We start from the raw sequence: 17,020 nt of genomic DNA, 5'->3' as shown, positions 1-17,020 counted from the left end.
ACTATCCTTCCACAGTATCTATCAGGTATTGGAAATTCAACCGTTATCGATTACTGATCACATCAGCAGTCTCGATCATTGCTCAGCTTTTTTATCTCGTGCGAGCAAGTCTTGCGCAGCCAAACGGGCATCTTTACCTTGATATAAGACCTGATAAATTTGCTCAACAATCGGCATTTCAACCCCCATACGTGCAGCCAATAACGACACTTCCTTGGTGTTACGATAACCTTCAACCACTTGCCCAATCTCCTGCTGAGCAGCATCCACCGCTTTACCTTGACCTAACGCTAAACCAAAACGACGATTACGAGACTGGTTATCGGTGCACGTTAATACTAAGTCGCCTAATCCTGCCATCCCCATAAAGGTTTCTGGCTGTGCTCCTAAGGCAGCGCCAAGACGAGACATCTCCGCTAAACCTCGAGTAATTAACGCCGTACGTGCATTAGCACCAAAACCAATCCCATCGGACATGCCTGCACCAATCGCAATCACGTTTTTCACTGCACCGCCCAGTTGCATGCCGATAAAATCATGGTTGGCATACACTCGAAAGGTTTTGTTGCAATGGATTTTTTCCTGCAAGTCGACAACAAACTGAGCATCAGGCGAAGCCACCGCTATTGCCGTTGGCATACCCATAGCAAGCTCTTTTGCAAAGGTAGGGCCAGACAGTACCGCTAATGGCACACGACTGCCGAGAATGTCGAGGGCGACGTCTTGCAATAAACGTCCCGTTTCAGGTTCAAGGCCTTTGGTTGCCCAGCAAAGACGACTGTCTTGACGCAGATGAGGTTGTAAGCTGCGTAATACTACCCCGAAGACATGGCTCGGAACGACAACCAGTAAATCTTGGCTGGCCTGCACCGCTTTCGACAAATCAGATTCAATAATTAAACTGTCTGGAAAGGCAATCCCGGGAAGAAACTCTTGGTTGGCACGATCAGACTGTAAACGAGCCATATGCTGAGGATCATGCCCCCATAGCACAATATTTGCTCCATTACGTGCTAGCGAAATAGCCAGAGAAGTACCGTAAGAACCGGCACCAATCACGGTCATGGTTATCGGTTTGCTACTGACATGCTGTGCTTTCGAATCGGTCATTTTTTTACCTAATGAATAGCGAATGAATGAATGGGTAACCTGAACGGCTCGTAACCGCTTATTAGATCGAGACTAAAAACAAAAATGCACATCGCTTAGCTCAATGAGCGGCTCTGTGCATTTTTCTACCTATTCCTAAGCGAGGTCAAGCAGTAAGGAATATAGACAGCCATTAAATCAAATTAAGCTTGCGCAGTTTCACCGGCAGCTTGCTGTTGTAGGTAGTTCATAAATAGAGCGTCGAAGTTGACTGGCGCTAGGTTTAACTGCGGGAAAGTACCTTTAACTACTAAGCTCGAAATAGTTTCACGCGCATAAGGGAAAAGAATATTTGGGCAGAATGCACCCAAACAATGAGCCAGTTGGCCCGCTTCCATTTGCTCTGCAGTAAAAATACCCGCTTGCTGAACTTCACACAGGAAGGCCGTTTCTTCAGCATTTTTTACCGTTACTGTCAAACGAAGCACGACTTCATAGACACCCTCACCCAACTCACGACTTTGCGTGTCTAGATCTAATTTAACATCTGGATTCCACTCTTTTTGAAACATCGTCGGAGAGTTTGGTGCTTCAAATGAAACGTCTTTGAGGAAGATACGTTGAATTGCGAAATTTTGTTGTGGTGCTTCTTGTTGTGCGGCTTCAGCCATGATTAAAATCCTTAATATCAAAAATAGTGGTCAGTCAACTGTCTTGAGACTAAACGAGTACCGATAAATCATCCAGAGGGCGTTGCCAATCAATGGCAACGATCACAACTCGAATCATTTAGCGCAGCTTGTGGCAAGCAACATTACTCAAAACGACACAGCAACGATTACTTTTTGCCACGAACCAAAGGTAACTTCGCTTCACTCCACGTTACTAAACCATTTTTAAGCAGACTGACATTTTCAAATCCTGCTTTGGCTAGATGTGTCGCGGCTTCACGAGAGTTATGGCCTGTTTTACATACGACTATGATGGGGTCAGCTTTATGTTTTTCAATAGCAGGGAAGTTACCCGCTTTGATCTCAGATGGTAAAATGTGAACTGCGTCAGTAATATGTCCCTGCTTATATTCATCTTTAGTACGAATATCAACCACAACCCCATTTTCACGGTTCATTAAATGGGTCACCTGAGCGGCACCGATCTCTTTATAGACGGCGGTGGAAGATTTATAAATATTTAAGATCAACGCGATAAACACCCCTACCCATGCGAGGGAGAGGATCATGTTCTGTTGAAAAAAGTCAATGTACTCTTGCATATCCTGTGCTCTTACAGTGGAAGTTCAAAACAGTGATGGAGTATAACGGGCTTGCCAGTTTGACGCGAGTGCTAAGCGCGAGGAAAAGGAAAAGCCGTGACCTTATCAATGTGATCTTCACCTAAAGCCAACATAATCAAACGATCAATACCTAATGCGACTCCCGCGCAAGTTGGTAATCCTGCGGTCAAAGCCGCAAGCAAATTTTCATCGATCGGCTGCGCAACAAGACCCATAGCAATTCTTTTTTGGTTGTCTTGCTCAAAGCGCTTACGCTGCTCAGCCGCATCGTCTAGTTCATGGAATCCATTCGCTAATTCAATACCTTTAAAATACACCTCAAAGCGATCTGCAACTCGTGGATCGTTTCGGTTTACCTTGGCTAACGCGGCTTGAGAAGCCGGAAAATCGTACACAAACACAGGTTTATGTTGCCCGATATGAGCTTCAACCCCAATGCTGAACAGCAATTGCAACAAAGTATCACGATCTTGCTCAGGCTCAGCGATATCACTGAGACCTAATTGAGCAGCCACCTGCTTAAGCTCGACGAGGCTAGCCTCAAGCGGACAAACGTTTAATACCTGCAAAAAAGCATCTTGATAAGTGATTCTCTCCGCGGTATCGGTAGAAAGTATCATCTGCAGTAAAGCATCCACCTCATCCATCAAATCATGATGATCAAAACCGACTCGATACCATTCGAGTAAGGTGAACTCGGGATTATGATAACGACCATTTTCTTCATTACGAAATGCTTTGTTGATTTGATAAATAGAGCCACTACCTGCCGCCAGTAAGCGTTTCATATGAAATTCAGGACTGGTCATCAGATACAAGGTTTTTCCTGCGGCATAATCCGGCCCAACAAATTGAGTTTGAAAGGTTTGCAGATGGATGTCAGTTACCGTCGCCTGACTCATGGCTGGAGTATCTACCTCTAGTACCTCACGCTCAGCAAAAAATTGGCGGATATTCTGTAATAAACGGGCACGCTGCTGTAATTGGGCAATTGATGCACTCGGCATCCACTGTGGCTGACTCATAAAAAATATCTGTTATTGAACAAAGAGCATCATTTTACTCTGAGAAACCAAAAAACCAAATAAACCACAGCACACACTCTGTACGTGATCGTTATCACACAAAGCACATTAAGTATGCTTGTACTTGCACTACCGAAGCAAAAACCCAACAGAATCAATTTTTTCTTCGCTCTGCTCTTCTACACTAGAGCCAGCACTTGAGTTCAAGTGTTGAGTAGCGAGAGCGGATCAAGAATCTTTCTAGCCGCATCACGCGCCACATAATAATCAGAGGCGATAACCAAGCCTCACAATACACTACACTGGAGGATAACTGTGCAAACGATTACCACAGATATCGCAGTCATCGGCGCTGGTGGCGCTGGTCTTCGTACTGCTATTGCAGCGGCTGAAGCTAACCCAAATTTAGAAGTTGCACTAATTTCTAAAGTTTACCCTATGCGTTCCCATACCGTTGCCGCTGAAGGTGGCTCCGCAGCAGTTATCAAGGAAGAAGACAGCCTAGACAATCACTTTAACGATACCGTTGGTGGTGGTGATTGGCTGTGTGAACAGGATGTTGTCGAATATTTCGTTGCTAATGCAACCCGTGAAATGATCCAAATGGAGCAATGGGGTTGTCCTTGGAGTCGTAAAGACAATGGGGAAGTCAACGTTCGTCGTTTTGGAGGCATGAAAGTCGAACGGACTTGGTTTGCCGCCGACAAAACCGGCTTTCATATGCTGCATACTCTCTTCCAAACTTCAATTAAATACCCACAAATCAAGCGTTTTGACGAATACTTTGTGGTCGATTTATTAGTCGTTGATGGTGAAGTGCAAGGCCTGATTGCCATTCATATGGCAGAAGGTGAACTGGTCATTATTAAAGCAAAATCGGTAGTGCTCGCTACTGGCGGTGCTGGGCGTGTCTACCATTGCAATACCAACGGCGGTATTGTAACGGGTGATGGCATGGCGATGGCGTATCGTCATGGTGTGCCACTGCGTGATATGGAATTTGTCCAGTATCACCCAACCGGACTACCAGGTACCGGTATTTTAATGACCGAAGGCTGCCGTGGTGAAGGCGGTATCATCGTCAATAAACATGGTTACCGTTATTTACAAGATTACGGCATGGGGCCAGAAACGCCTGTCGGTCAGCCGAAAAATAAATACATGGAACTTGGACCACGTGACAAAGTGTCACAAGCCTTCTGGCACGAACAGCAAAAAGGCAACACCATTAAACATCCATTAGGTGATGTTGTCCTACTTGATTTGCGTCATCTTGGTGAAGAATATCTGCAAGAACGTTTACCGTTTATTTGCGAACTATCAAAAGCCTACGTTAACGTTGACCCAGCGAAAGAGCCTATTCCTATTCGTCCAACGGTCCATTACACCATGGGTGGTATCGAAACCAATGGCCAGTGTGAAACTCGCATTAAAGGCTTATTTGCGGTGGGTGAATGTGCCTCCGTTGGTCTACACGGGGCCAACCGTTTAGGCTCTAACTCATTAGCTGAATTTGTTGTCTTTGGCCGCGTCGCTGGTGAACATGCCGTGCAACGGGCGGAAAGCTTTAAAGGCTGGAACGACTCGGCGATTAACGAGCAAGTCAAGGCCGTTGAAGCACGGATTCAAGCATTGATGAATCAAGAGGGCGATGAAAACTGGGCGACGATCCGTACCGAAATGGGTCATACCATGGAAGCGGGTTGTGGAATCTATCGCCAAGAAGATCTGATGCAAACCACCATCGATAAGTTAGCTGAACTGAAAGAGCGTTATAAGCGCATCAGCATCAAAGATAAAGGTAAAGTCTTTAATACCGATCTACTGTATGCGATTGAAGTCGGTTATGGCTTAGAGGTGGCGCAAGCCATGGCACACTCAGCGATGCTACGTAAAGAATCGCGTGGTGCTCACCAGCGTCTTGATGAAGGCTGCACTGAGCGTGATGATATCAACTTCCTGAAACACTCATTGGCCTTTTATCAACCGGATAGCGCACCAAAGATTGATTACAGCGATGTGAAAATCACTAAGTCTCAACCTAAAGCGCGCCTCTACGGTGAAGCCGCTGATCAAGCCGCAGCCGCAGAAAAAGCCGCCGAGCAACGCGCAGAGGAGCAAAAATAATGGCCGCAGACCGTATTCAAAAAGTCGATATTTTACGTTACGACCCAGAGCAAGATGCAAAGCCTCATTTACAGGCGTTTGAGATACCGTTTGATGACACGATGTCGGTCCTCGATGCCCTCGGTTACATCAAAGATAATGTCGATAAAGATCTCGCCTATCGCTGGTCTTGTCGGATGGCGATTTGTGGCTCTTGCGGCATCATGGTCAATGGTGTGCCCAAGTTAGCCTGTAAAAGCTTCCTGCGCGACTATCCAAATGGTGTCAAGATTGAACCGCTCGCTAACTTCGCGATTGAGAAAGATTTAATCGTCGATATGACGCCGTTTATCGAACGACTAGAAGCGATTAAACCGTACATCATTGGCAATGATCGCACCCCTGAAGATGGTGCGAACTTACAAACGCCAGAGCAGATGGCTCGCTATAAGCAGTTTGCAGGCTGCATCAACTGTGGTCTGTGTTATGCCGCTTGCCCTCAATTTGGACTTAACTCTGAGTTTATCGGCCCGGCAGCACTGACCTTGGCGCACCGTTATAATTTGGATAGCCGAGATAACGGTAAAGCCGAGCGCATGAAACTGATCAACGGTGATAACGGCGCTTGGGGCTGTACTTTCGTTGGCTACTGCTCAGAAGTCTGCCCAAAACATGTTGATCCGGCTGCAGCCGTTAACCAAGGCAAAATCGAGTCTTCCATGGATTTCGTGATTGCCATGTTGAAACCTGACGGTTCACCTAAAAAAGTGGAGGCATAGAATGAGTAATCGTAAACCTTACGTTCGTGAAATGACCCGTACGTGGTGGAAGGATGATCCTTTCTATCGTCTTTATATGGTACGCGAAGCAACCGTACTGCCACTCATTCTATTCACGCTATTTTTGACTATCGGGCTGGGATCTTTAGTCAAAGGTCCCGAGGCTTGGCAGAGTTGGTTAGCGTTTATGGCGAATCCACTGGTTGTAGCGATTAACATCGTTGCTCTAGCGGGGAGCTTATTTCATGCACACACCTTTTTTGGCATGATGCCGCAAGTCATGCCGATTCGCATTAAAGGTAAGTTGCTGGATAAAAAGATCATTGTCTTAACTCAGTGGGCGGCAGTGGCTGTCATTTCACTGATCGTTCTCATTGTGGTGTAAGGAGCTTATTGTGGTGAATACCAATCCAAAACGTTCAGACGAACCCATCTGGTGGAGCCTATTTGGTGCTGGTGGTACTTGGTTTGCGATGATTACTCCAGTCACGGTACTCGTGCTTGGGATCATGGTTCCACTGGGTATGATTGATGCGCAAGCCATGAGTTATGAGCGAGTCAGTGCTTTCGCGACCAGCATTATTGGTGCTTTATTTATTATAGGCACCCTTGCTTTGCCGATGTGGCATGCCATGCACCGTCTACATCATGGTATGCACGATCTGAAATTTCACACTGGCTTGGCGGGAAAAATTGCTTGTTACGCATTTGCGGCGCTGATTTCTGTGTTAGCCGTTGTGTTTATTTTTCTGATCTAGTTACGCAAGCTGATTTAACCATTCAACCTTCCATCGATGCTCACCCCTGATGGAAGGACACTAAACGTAAGAGCCAGCGCATTGCGCTGGCTCTTTTATCTCTATTTGATGAGATATGCCCAAACGAGTTGAAGATGCAGGTAGGCGGCAAGTGAGTAAATCCTCATGAGCATAGGCAAACTATGTGATTGAGGTGAACAAACGTAGCCAATACCGCAGCAGCTTCAAGTAGGAAGGGGATAGAAGCTTATTTCACGCGTCCAACATACTCGCCACTGCGGGTATCGACTTTAATCACTTCACCAATAGCGATAAATAAAGGTACGCGAACTACAGCGCCAGTAGCTAAAGTCGCAGGTTTGCCACCAGTACCTTGCGTATCGCCTTTTAGGCCAGGATCGGTTTCGGTGACTTCTAATTCAACGAAGTTTGGTGGCGTAACCGAGATTGGGTTACCATTCCATAATGTCAAAGTGCAACTGGTGTTTTCAACCAACCATTTCGCGCTATCACCGACTGATTTTACATCCGCGGCAATTTGCTCAAACGTTTCGTTGTTCATAAAATGATAGAATTCACCATCGCTGTACAAATAATCCAGATCGATGTCGATCACATCAGCCACTTCGGCAGAATCACCTGACTTGAAGGTTTTCTCTAACACTTTACCAGAAAGCAATTTACGGATACGTACACGGTTAAATGCTTGACCTTTACCTGGCTTCACATACTCGTTTTCGAGAATGACACAAGGCTCATTATCAAGCATAATTTTCAGACCGCCTTTAAATTCGTTCGTGCTAACAGTAGCCATTTTTTCCTCTTACCTTCTTCGAGTTAAATTCAATGCCAAATATAATAACCCGAAAACACCAATCTGTTGAGCAAAACTGGCTGCAACAGCTAGCGAATGGGATCTCCGATCCCGAGCAGTTACTCACACAGTTAGCCATCGATCCATCGCCTTGGCAATCTGGCTTTAAAGCCAGAGCGCTTTTTGCGCAGCGAGTACCCCAGAGTTTTGTTGAGCGGATGGAAAAAGGTAATCCTCACGATCCCCTTTTGCGCCAAGTGCTACCATTGAGTGACGAATTTATTATTCACCCTGGCTACTCGACGGATCCACTCGAAGAACAAAATAACTCGACGCCGGGGTTATTGCATAAATACCGTAATCGCTGCTTACTGATCGTCAAAGGTGGCTGCGCGATCAATTGTCGCTACTGTTTTCGACGCCATTTCCCTTATCAAGACAATAAAGGCAATAAATTGGTGTGGCAGCAAAGCCTCGACTACATCGCCCAACATCGACAGCTCAATGAAGTAATCCTTTCCGGTGGCGATCCACTCATGGCAAAAGATCATGAGCTGGGCTGGCTCATCGAACAGATTGCCGCTATCCCACACATTAAGCGATTACGGATTCATTCTCGCTTACCCGTGGTGATCCCCGCTCGCATTACCGATGAACTCGTAAGCTTATGCGCCGAAACTCGTTTGCAGGTGATCCTCGTAACCCATATTAATCACGCTAATGAAATTAATGCTGAACTGAGCCAACAACTGGCTCGCTTAAGGGCCGAAAAAGTAACGCTACTCAATCAAAGTGTGCTATTAAAAGGCGTCAACGATTCAGTACCGGCACAAGTCGCATTAAGTGAAGCATTATTTGATGCTGGGATCCTGCCCTATTACTTGCATGTGTTAGATAAAGTGCAAGGCGCAGCCCATTTTTATGTCAGTGATGAGCAAGCCAGAACTATTATCGCAGGGCTGATCGAGCAAGTGTCTGGTTACTTAGTTCCCAAGCTAACCAGAGAAATTGGTGGGCGACCGAGCAAAACGCCATTAGATCTCCACCTCGAATGATTCACTAGCTCTATCGGTCACCATACAACCGTCAAAAGTCATCACTGCGGTGATTTTGGTCGATGATGATAAAAAGAGTATAAACATTTTTTATCAAAACCAATAAAGTCTATGATTTAACTAATCAAACAAGATCACGCATACTGACGCCTTTGTCGCGCGCTCACTTTTGGAGACAACATGTTCACTTTAGACACCCTACTTGATCTAGGGCCGTTCAACTGGTATGCACTGTTTTGTTGTGCGGTTAATGGGTTGTTGGTCGGTATTGAGCGACAAACTCGTGGCAAACCCGTTGGGATTAGAACCTCGATTTTGATTATCTCCGGAACCTATTTTTTTATGGCGATGGCGGTGTCTTTATCGCCAAATACCTTAGATCAAGCGCGCGTACTAGGACAAATTATTACTGGGGTCGGTTTTTTAGGCGCCGGAGTAATGATGACTCAAGATGGTAAAATTCATGGTGTAACCTCTGCCGCCGTGATTTGGGTACTCGCAGCACTCGGTTTAATGATCGGCTTAGGGTATTGGGTACAATCGGTGGTGATTACCCTGCTGGTTTTGTTAGTTCTCTATGGTGTTGATAAAGTGGAAAATACTTTTCAAAGCTTACGCCGTGGTGTTCATCAACGATTTCGTGGCCGTTAATTGCATCATTTCACTCTCGATAAACATAAAAAAACCGGAGTTTTCACTCCGGTTTTTTATTGATTAGCGCATTAGGCTAGCATGTCGGGTAGCAGCAGCGCATTACTGCGCCACCGCCCCCTAAGAACCGTACGTGCGAGTTTCCCCGCATACGGCTCAAGCCTTTATAAGTTCCATTATGGATGAAACCAGCAACTAACTTTTACCAAGATGTTTTCAAAGAGGCATTGGCAACTGAGATACATGAATTTGTCGATGACAATTCACATGCAACATCATTAAATTCGAACTGTCGTCGCTGCCCCCATCAACCCGTCGGATGATATGGTGAATATCCCATTCATCTTCTGAGTTGAACGTCTGTTGGCAGACCGCACATTGAAAATTTTGTCTTTCAACAATCTTCCACAACTTCATGTTACCTGCCAAAGATTTCTTCAATCTTTGCATCTTCAGACGTTCAAAATACTGCTCGTCTTCGGGTAGGTAACAATTGGCTGTTGCCCGAATTTTCACATGCTTGTCGATCTTCACTCGCGCTGCGTAAAACAGACGATAGTAGCCTTCTTCCCCTTTTTGTTTTGGTGCGCTAAACACCCAATTTCTTTCACCCACCGTCTTAAAATACTTGTTCTTAATCCAGCGTTTACGGCGATTAGAATGAATGCGTCGGCACCATTTCCAAAGCATTTTCCAGATCCGGTAATCCACATACTTAAATGTCTCACTAGCACAAATCCAACGATGGTAGTTACACCATCCCCGAATCATCGGATTCAGCTTGGCAATGATCGCCTGAGCTGGAGCCATTTTATTGCTATTGAGATAATCCCGTATGTTGTTCAGCAATGTCTGTACGTTTTTCTTCGACGGTTTGATTAACATCTTACCGTTGTATTTTCGTACATTTTGCCCAAGGAAATCGAACCCTCGCTCTATATGTGTAATCAACGTCTTTTCCTTCGATAGTGCCAGCCCACGCTCTGCCATAAAGGCTTCGACTAAAGGTAACACCTCATTTTCCAGCAGCTCTTGCGAGATCCCAGTGATGATGAAGTCATCCGCATAACGTACATAGTTGACCTTAGTTTTATAACTCGCCTTAGTATTCTTCCTCCCAAAATGAGATTCCAATACCTCGTCAAGTCCATCTAAAGCCATGTTGGCCAACACAGGAGAGATAATTCCCCCTTGTGGTGTGCCTGCCACAGTAGGATTCCAACTTCCGGATTCCATAAATCCGGCTTTCAGCCATTTCTTTAATATCGCTTTATCCATAGGGACGTGGGCAATAAGCCATTCATGACTGATATGGTCGAAACACCCTTTGATATCGCCCTCTAGTACCCATTGGGCACTCGACTTACGGCTGAGATTCACGAAACATTGTTCGATAGCATCAGCGCAAGCACGATGAGGACGAAAGCCATAGCTATTCCTGTCCGCTGTGGTTTCCGATACGGGCTCTAAAGCTAGCAGGTACAAGGCCTGCATCGCTCTGTCCCGCATGATCGGTATCCCCAATGGTCGGGTTTTTCCGTTAGCTTTAGGAATGTGAACACGTCTTAGTGGCATCGGTTTATAACCTTTACGACTGAGATTGTGTATAGCTTCCCATTTCAATTGTGGTGTATTCCAGATTGCTCCGTCGACACCGGGTGTTTTCTTGCCACGGTTCTCAGTAACCTTTCGAACCGCTAATGCTCTGGCAGAAAAAGACTTCACAAGCATTCGTTGCAGTTGCTTTACTTGTCGCCAATTTTTCCTTTGCGTTGCTTTCGCAATCCGCACTTGTAGCTTCTTCACTGTCCGATGGCATAGTTTCCAATCTAGGGTATGCCAGCCATCGTTTTGGTGTGAGAATGCAGGTAAACACTGTGTGCTACTCATCTTGCTTTCCTCATGGTTATCCCCATGGGAAATGAAGACAGATCCCCCCTGAGGGTGAAATGTCATTCACCCTAGGGGGGATTGTTTCAGGTTAACGCAATAACATTAACCCGCCTTCAGCTTTACAAGCCATCTTACGATTAAAGACCCTGTGGAAGTCTGCACTCTTTCGAGTCGAGGCAAAGTCTGAACCTCTATCATGACCATTACAGCCAAGCATTCGCTTTTTCCATCGTTCCCATACCCACTTACCCAACAGCTTCTCTTACGAGTCACCTGCCACTTGGGCGGATAATTGGGCTTACCAAGTTCCTGTGTTTGTACAAATAGTTACTTAGGTTCTGTCTATCCAACAGTGGCACAACAGTAGCGTCTTCCCAGATGTAAAGGAAAGAACCTGTCCACATACCTTTTGGTCAGAGCGTAACAAAGACATTTCGCTCAACGCGGCTGACGTTGTTTATCAACAGTTCACGTACGTTAACCCTATAACCAAGCCTAGCCCCTCAACCACTTGTCATTAGTGATATCTACAATTCTGTTCACACAGAAATTGCACCTTTTCAGGGGGTACATTGTCAGGAAGCTTCGCACCAATCCATTACTAGATTCGCACTATCCCTAGGCTACAACTTGCTACAAAGTTGGTCTTATCAATTCAGGCTGCTGCTGAAAGTAAGACAATACAACACACAAGCTTCAGTCGTATTGACCGCGAAGCGCATCTTCTTGTGATGAAGCACAGTAAATTACCGAGTTCTGTTAAGAAGCCAGCGCTTTCAAATGAAGGGCATGTCGGGCATTACCCGATATGTCGGTCCCAAGTTTTATTTTCCTAAATTGCGGTTTCCCGCTCACGTTGTACACCTTTAGAAGGTACGTGATCATAGTGAAAATGTGAGGCAGCGGTGCTGCCTCAACACTTGTTTCCTTATTGCTGTTTCCAGCGGGTGGTTTAATGGTGAGGAACTCTTGGGAGAGCGCTATCTTTACATCCTCGGGTGACAGCTAGGACAGTTATATCTTCTGATATTTCTGTCCACCTTAGTGATTAACACCAAGGAACGGTCAAATGCGACCCTTGTCGCATCACATCATGCCGCCCATGCCACCCATGCCGCCCATATCAGGCATTGCTGGGCCATCTTTCTTTGGTAGCTCAGTCACCATCGCTTCCGTAGTGATCATAAGACCGGCAACTGAAGCAGCGAATTGTAGTGCACTACGAGTGACTTTAGTTGGATCCAAAATACCCATCTCGATCATATCGCCATATTCACCCGTTGCTGCGTTGTAACCGTAGTTACCTTCACCAGCACGAACATTATTGGCAACCACCGAATCTTCTTCGCCAGCGTTTTTAACGATTTGACGAATAGGGGCTTCCATTGCACGAAGGGCAAGGCGGATACCCACGGTTTGATCTTCGTTGTCACCTTCAAGGCCGGCTACTTTAGCGGCAGCACGGATAAGTGCAACACCACCACCCGCAACAACACCTTCTTCAACCGCAGCGCGAGTCGCGTGTAGCGCATCTTCTACGCGGTCTTTCTTCTCTTTCATTTCAACTTCAGTGGTTGCACCGACTTTGATTACTGCTACACCGCCAGCCAATTTAGCAACGCGCTCTTGCAGTTTCTCTTTGTCGTAATCTGATGTTGCATCTTCAATTTGTTGGCGAATTTGAGCTACGCGGCCTTTGATCGCCCCTTCTTCACCAGCACCATCAATAATGGTGGTGTTTTCTTTGGTGATAGAAATACGTTTTGCTTGGCCAAGATCTTCCAGCGTCACTTTTTCAAGTTCAAGACCAATCTCTTCAGAGATAACGGTACCGCCAGTGAGAATAGCAATGTCTTGTAGCATTGATTTACGACGGTCACCAAAACCAGGCGCTTTAACCGCAGCAACTTTAACAATACCGCGCATGTTGTTAACCACTAAAGTCGCTAACGCTTCGCCTTCGACATCTTCCGCAACAATCAGTAATGGACGAGACGCTTTAGCGACACCTTCAAGAGCAGGCAGTAATTCACGAATGTTAGAAATTTTCTTATCAACCAACAGAATGAATGGGTTGTCTAAGTCAACGCTACCCGCTTCTTGGTTGTTAATGAAGTAAGGAGATAGGTAACCGCGATCAAATTGCATACCTTCCACAACATCAAGCTCATCTTGTAGACCTTGACCTTCTTCAACCGTAATAACGCCATCACGGCCAACTTTTTCCATTGCTTCAGCAATGATATTACCTACGCTTGAATCAGAGTTTGCAGAGATGGTACCCACTTGAGCGATGGCTTTGGTGTCTGCACATGGTGCTGATAGGTCTTTCAACGCTTCAACGGCAGCAACCACGGCTTTATCAATACCGCGTTTCAAATCCATTGGATTCATACCCGCAGCGACGGCTTTCAAGCCTTCAGTGATAATCGCTTGCGCTAATACGGTTGCCGTTGTCGTACCGTCACCAGAAGCATCATTGGCTTGTGAAGCCACTTCTTTTAGCATTTGTGCGCCCATGTTCTGGAATTTGTCTTCCAGTTCAATTTCACGCGCAACAGATACACCATCTTTAGTGATAACTGGAGCACCAAACGATTTGTCTAATACTACGTTACGACCTTTAGGGCCAAGAGTCACTTTTACCGCGTCAGCGAGAACATTAACGCCTTCTAGCATTTTAATGCGTGCATCGTTACCAAATTTAACGTCTTTAGCAGCCATGTTTCATTTCCTTTTCTTAATTCTGTTTTAATCAATCGTTTTTGAATCAGAGCAAAAATTACTCAATGCTTACTCTTACTCGACAATCGCCATGATGTCGTTTTCAGATAGAATCAACACTTCTTTGCCATCGATCTTTTCTGTTTTGGTACCGTAACCTTCAGAGAAGATAACAGTATCACCCACTTTTACATCCAGCGCTTGAACCGAACCATTCTCAAGGATACGGCCTTTACCGACAGCTAATACTTTGCCACGAGTGGATTTTTCTGCCGCTGAGCCCGTTAGAACAATGCCACCAGCAGACTTAGATTCAACTTCTTGGCGTTCAACGATAACTCGGTCGTGTAATGGACGAATGTTCATCGGTCGTCTCTCCTGATTTTATTTTCTATGAGGTTAATGAAAAGGCTGATTACTCAGCTTGTGACTGTTATGTGGGGGAGAAAGCCAACAATCCCAAGGGGGAACAATAAAAAAAACGTGATTTAGTTAACAAATTTATCGAGAAAAGATTCAGCGCCCAAGGAAACGATCGATCGACAACGATCCATAGGATCAAGAATTGCAGACTCAACGGTCATTCAGCGCGACGTTCAGAGAGGATTCTATTCTCAGGCGATTGTAAATCCTTTGCTTTATTAAGAGGCTTATCCATAATAGACAGAGTAATTAAAGAGGAAAACCATGAAGACCATCGAGCGGATTTTACACACCATCAAACGAGAAGGTGCTGTCACAGCAAAACAAGTGGCAAATGATCTGCACATTACCACCATGGGGGCTCGACAGCATTTACAAAGCTTAGAAGATGAGGGGATCCTGATTTTCTATGATGTCAAAGTCAAAGTCGGTCGCCCGACTCGTCATTGGTCGCTAACCAAAAAAGGACATGATCAGTTTGCGGACCGACATGGTGAGCTAACGATTCAAATGATCGACGCGGTTGAACATCTATTTGGTCAAGATGGCTTAGCCAAAGTCACTGCTGAACGAGAAGCGCATACACTGCAACATTACCGACAAGCATTAATCGCCTGCAATGATTTAGCAACTAAATTACATACCTTAGTCAAATTGCGTGAGCAAGAAGGCTATATGGCTGAACTAGAACGTACAGAATGGGGCTATTTATTGATTGAAAATCACTGCCCAATCTGTCGAGCAGCCAAACGTTGCCCCGCACTCTGCGTCTCCGAACTCAATGTGTTTAAGCAGCTACTTGGCCCAGAGTGCCATATCGAACGTAGCGAGCACATTATTGAAGGCCAGCACCGCTGCGCTTACCGTATCCAACCTTTCTCAGCACATCCTTGAGCGCCGTAGCCTATTTTCTGTTTCAATAATGAGAATAGCGTGATTCTCTTCTCATTATTTTGATCTGTTATCTATACTGATCATTAAGTCATTAGGAGGCATGGCCTGTAACAAGTAAACACGTGGTGAGCTTCAACCAACCAACAAGTTCAGCAACGCTATTTGCTTTCGGGTCATCTCTTCATCCGCCATGATTTACCTTATGGCATGGTACTCATAGAAGATAAGGTGCACTCAATGTCTCGATCACCCAGTCCTATCCAAGTTCTCCCCTCTTTTGATGAGTTAGTATTGCTAGCGGAGCAAAATCCTGAAGCGTTTAGCTCATTGAAACAATCGCTCTGTGATGAATTGATTGATTCTGCTTCCGCTATCATGCAGGAGCGATTACGCGCTCAGCAAAACCATATTGATCGCATACTGAGCCGTTGTAAAAATCCTCACCATGCAAATGTAAAACTGATGCAGGAACTGAGTGTACAAATGATAAAGTTTCGAGGTGCTTTAGAAGGTGATAGCAAACCAACCACCTCGGCACAAATTATCCCTTTTCAAGCTCGCCACGATGATTGGCGCTAGGAATTCGTTGCATGGGGGGATTTTCCAAAACGATTATCGGTCACTTTACCCGCAAGAAAGCCACATTCGACTAAAATCCAACTTCCGCAGCCTAATGCAAGTAACGCAAGGGCGGTTTCCCACCAATTGGGAGTGGTCGCCATCGCCGTCTCCCCAACAGGCATACCCATTCGCCCTAGTAACAATGGTAAATTCAATAGTAACCACCAACTCGACTTATCGCGATCATGCCAGCGCTTAGCCGTTACCGCTAAGTCTGGTAATAAAAGTCCAAGCAGTAGCAAAGGCCAAAGGTAAGCCGCAAAGCTCGGCAACCAGCGACTCACTGTTAACATGAAAACAATAATGGTCAAATAATAACCGAGATTCCATAACCAATAGGTTTGGCGACCAATCCGGCCATGGAAAGAGAACAACAATTGGGTTAATGGCATCACTTGCTCACTCAATAAATAATTTTCTGAAAGCTGTCTTTGTCCATATCACGCACATTGATCGTTAATGAATGAACCTGACTTGCTTGCTCTGCGAGCACGGTCATTAACTGACGAGAAAGCTCACGTTTTTGTTGGCCACTGCGTCCATCGAGTAATTCAAAACTGAGATGGATAAAGTCGACACTATCGCCCTGTTCACCAATCAACCAATGATGGCAGCGTAAAGTGCGAGATTTGATCGAGGCGGTTTCAAATAACCCACTGTCTATCGCTACTTGATGTAAATCTTCCAGTAATCCTTGGATGTTGACTCGTTCTTCAACAGAATTTGAATACTCTAAGACTAAATTTGGCATGAAAACTCCCTGTTTATCACTCTCGATGACTCATTTGCCACGATAGCAAAAATCATTACCCTTAATATCGACTCTCGTCAGCTTAACGCACTATGGGCAAGACAGAAAAGAGGATCCAAGAAAGTCATGACCCTAATCATGAT

Annotated in this window: 18 protein-coding genes; 8 read left to right on the top strand and 10 right to left on the bottom strand. The window is 45.4% G+C overall.

The features are described 5' to 3' along the window. Nucleotides 1-75: 75 nt before the first annotated feature. The 4 genes from gpsA to epmA all read right to left on the bottom strand — a co-directional run bounded on the left by gpsA (nt 76) and on the right by epmA (nt 3,408). Entirely contained in the window at nt 76-1,110 is a 1,035-nt protein-coding gene (gene gpsA, locus VIB_RS02725) for an NAD(P)H-dependent glycerol-3-phosphate dehydrogenase (RefSeq protein WP_040903938.1), read from the bottom strand. Between the two features lie 182 nt (nt 1,111-1,292). Continuing rightward, nucleotides 1,293-1,760 carry a protein-export chaperone SecB gene (secB, locus tag VIB_RS02720; RefSeq protein ID WP_004394468.1) on the bottom strand — a complete coding sequence of 156 codons (468 nt, stop codon included), beginning with the start codon at nt 1,758-1,760 and terminating at the stop codon, nt 1,293-1,295. A gap of 167 nt (nt 1,761-1,927) precedes the next feature. Next, complete coding sequence (locus VIB_RS02715) at nt 1,928-2,362, bottom strand: rhodanese-like domain-containing protein (RefSeq protein ID WP_040903935.1); 435 nt, start codon at nt 2,360-2,362, stop codon at nt 1,928-1,930. A 71-nt stretch (nt 2,363-2,433) separates the two neighbouring features. Continuing rightward, nucleotides 2,434-3,408 carry an elongation factor P--(R)-beta-lysine ligase gene (gene epmA / locus VIB_RS02710; RefSeq protein ID WP_004394466.1) on the bottom strand — a complete coding sequence of 325 codons (975 nt, stop codon included), beginning with the start codon at nt 3,406-3,408 and terminating at the stop codon, nt 2,434-2,436. 315 nt (nt 3,409-3,723) lie between these two features. Here epmA and frdA point away from each other — a divergent pair, with 315 nt between their 5' ends. Genes frdA through frdD form a run of 4 tightly spaced genes read left to right on the top strand, consistent with a single transcriptional unit; the run spans nt 3,724 to nt 7,051 of the window. Then, nucleotides 3,724-5,535 (top strand): fumarate reductase (quinol) flavoprotein subunit, encoded by a 1,812-nt coding sequence (gene frdA / locus VIB_RS02705; protein WP_004394465.1) that lies wholly within the window; start codon nt 3,724-3,726, stop codon nt 5,533-5,535. Beyond that, nucleotides 5,535-6,293 carry a succinate dehydrogenase/fumarate reductase iron-sulfur subunit gene (locus VIB_RS02700; protein WP_004394462.1) on the top strand — a complete coding sequence of 253 codons (759 nt, stop codon included), beginning with the start codon at nt 5,535-5,537 and terminating at the stop codon, nt 6,291-6,293. The genes frdA and VIB_RS02700 overlap by 1 nt, the downstream gene beginning before the upstream one ends. Nucleotide 6,294: 1 nt before the next feature. Continuing rightward, the gene (gene frdC / locus VIB_RS02695) at nt 6,295-6,678 is read left to right on the top strand and encodes a fumarate reductase subunit FrdC (RefSeq protein WP_004394461.1); all 384 of its coding nucleotides are present in this window, start codon (nt 6,295-6,297) and stop codon (nt 6,676-6,678) included. A gap of 10 nt (nt 6,679-6,688) precedes the next feature. Then, a complete protein-coding gene (gene frdD / locus VIB_RS02690; protein ID WP_004394460.1) occupies nt 6,689-7,051 on the top strand; it encodes a fumarate reductase subunit FrdD in 363 nt (120 codons plus the stop codon). 247 nt (nt 7,052-7,298) lie between these two features. On the opposite strand, the gene efp is transcribed toward frdD, so the two are convergent. Continuing rightward, nucleotides 7,299-7,865, bottom strand: a complete 567-nt coding sequence (efp, locus tag VIB_RS02685) for an elongation factor P (protein WP_004394459.1) — start codon at nt 7,863-7,865, stop codon at nt 7,299-7,301. A 32-nt stretch (nt 7,866-7,897) separates the two neighbouring features. Between efp and epmB the strand changes: the two genes are divergently transcribed. Together epmB and VIB_RS02675 are read left to right on the top strand one after the other, a co-directional pair. Continuing rightward, on the top strand, nt 7,898-8,920 hold the full coding sequence (gene epmB, locus VIB_RS02680) for an EF-P beta-lysylation protein EpmB (protein WP_004394458.1): 1,023 nt from the start codon (nt 7,898-7,900) through the stop codon (nt 8,918-8,920). A gap of 180 nt (nt 8,921-9,100) precedes the next feature. Next, nucleotides 9,101-9,571, top strand: coding sequence for an MgtC/SapB family protein (locus tag VIB_RS02675; RefSeq protein WP_040903931.1), 471 nt, complete (start codon nt 9,101-9,103; stop codon nt 9,569-9,571). A 216-nt stretch (nt 9,572-9,787) separates the two neighbouring features. Here VIB_RS02675 and ltrA read toward each other — a convergent pair whose 3' ends face one another. The 3 genes from ltrA to VIB_RS02660 form a co-directional block, all read right to left on the bottom strand. After that, on the bottom strand, nt 9,788-11,461 hold the full coding sequence (ltrA, locus tag VIB_RS02670; protein WP_004394456.1) for a group II intron reverse transcriptase/maturase: 1,674 nt from the start codon (nt 11,459-11,461) through the stop codon (nt 9,788-9,790). A 1,089-nt stretch (nt 11,462-12,550) separates the two neighbouring features. After that, nucleotides 12,551-14,188, bottom strand: a complete 1,638-nt coding sequence (gene groL, locus VIB_RS02665; RefSeq protein ID WP_004394455.1) for a chaperonin GroEL — start codon at nt 14,186-14,188, stop codon at nt 12,551-12,553. A gap of 75 nt (nt 14,189-14,263) precedes the next feature. Then, entirely contained in the window at nt 14,264-14,554 is a 291-nt protein-coding gene (locus VIB_RS02660) for a co-chaperone GroES (protein ID WP_004394454.1), read from the bottom strand. A 321-nt stretch (nt 14,555-14,875) separates the two neighbouring features. Between VIB_RS02660 and VIB_RS02655 the strand changes: the two genes are divergently transcribed. Both VIB_RS02655 and VIB_RS02650 read left to right on the top strand, forming a co-directional pair. Then, the gene (locus VIB_RS02655; RefSeq protein ID WP_004394453.1) at nt 14,876-15,505 is read left to right on the top strand and encodes a helix-turn-helix transcriptional regulator; all 630 of its coding nucleotides are present in this window, start codon (nt 14,876-14,878) and stop codon (nt 15,503-15,505) included. Between the two features lie 237 nt (nt 15,506-15,742). Then, on the top strand, nt 15,743-16,084 hold the full coding sequence (locus VIB_RS02650) for a DUF3135 domain-containing protein (protein WP_040903928.1): 342 nt from the start codon (nt 15,743-15,745) through the stop codon (nt 16,082-16,084). Here the strand turns inward: VIB_RS02650 and VIB_RS02645 are convergent. Both VIB_RS02645 and VIB_RS02640 read right to left on the bottom strand, forming a co-directional pair. Continuing rightward, nucleotides 16,081-16,518, bottom strand: coding sequence for a DUF805 domain-containing protein (locus VIB_RS02645; protein ID WP_040903926.1), 438 nt, complete (start codon nt 16,516-16,518; stop codon nt 16,081-16,083). The two genes, VIB_RS02650 and VIB_RS02645, sit on opposite strands and share 4 nt — an antisense overlap. An 11-nt stretch (nt 16,519-16,529) precedes the next feature. Continuing rightward, the gene (locus tag VIB_RS02640; RefSeq protein WP_004394451.1) at nt 16,530-16,877 is read right to left on the bottom strand and encodes a 5-carboxymethyl-2-hydroxymuconate Delta-isomerase; all 348 of its coding nucleotides are present in this window, start codon (nt 16,875-16,877) and stop codon (nt 16,530-16,532) included. Nucleotides 16,878-17,020 lie beyond the last annotated feature (143 nt).

The organism is Vibrio metschnikovii CIP 69.14 (genome assembly GCF_000176155.1).
GTDB classification, from domain to species: Bacteria; Pseudomonadota; Gammaproteobacteria; order Enterobacterales; family Vibrionaceae; genus Vibrio; species Vibrio metschnikovii.
The sequence above is the reverse complement of the archived record's forward strand: the minus strand, read 5'-3'. Positions and strand labels throughout refer to the sequence as shown.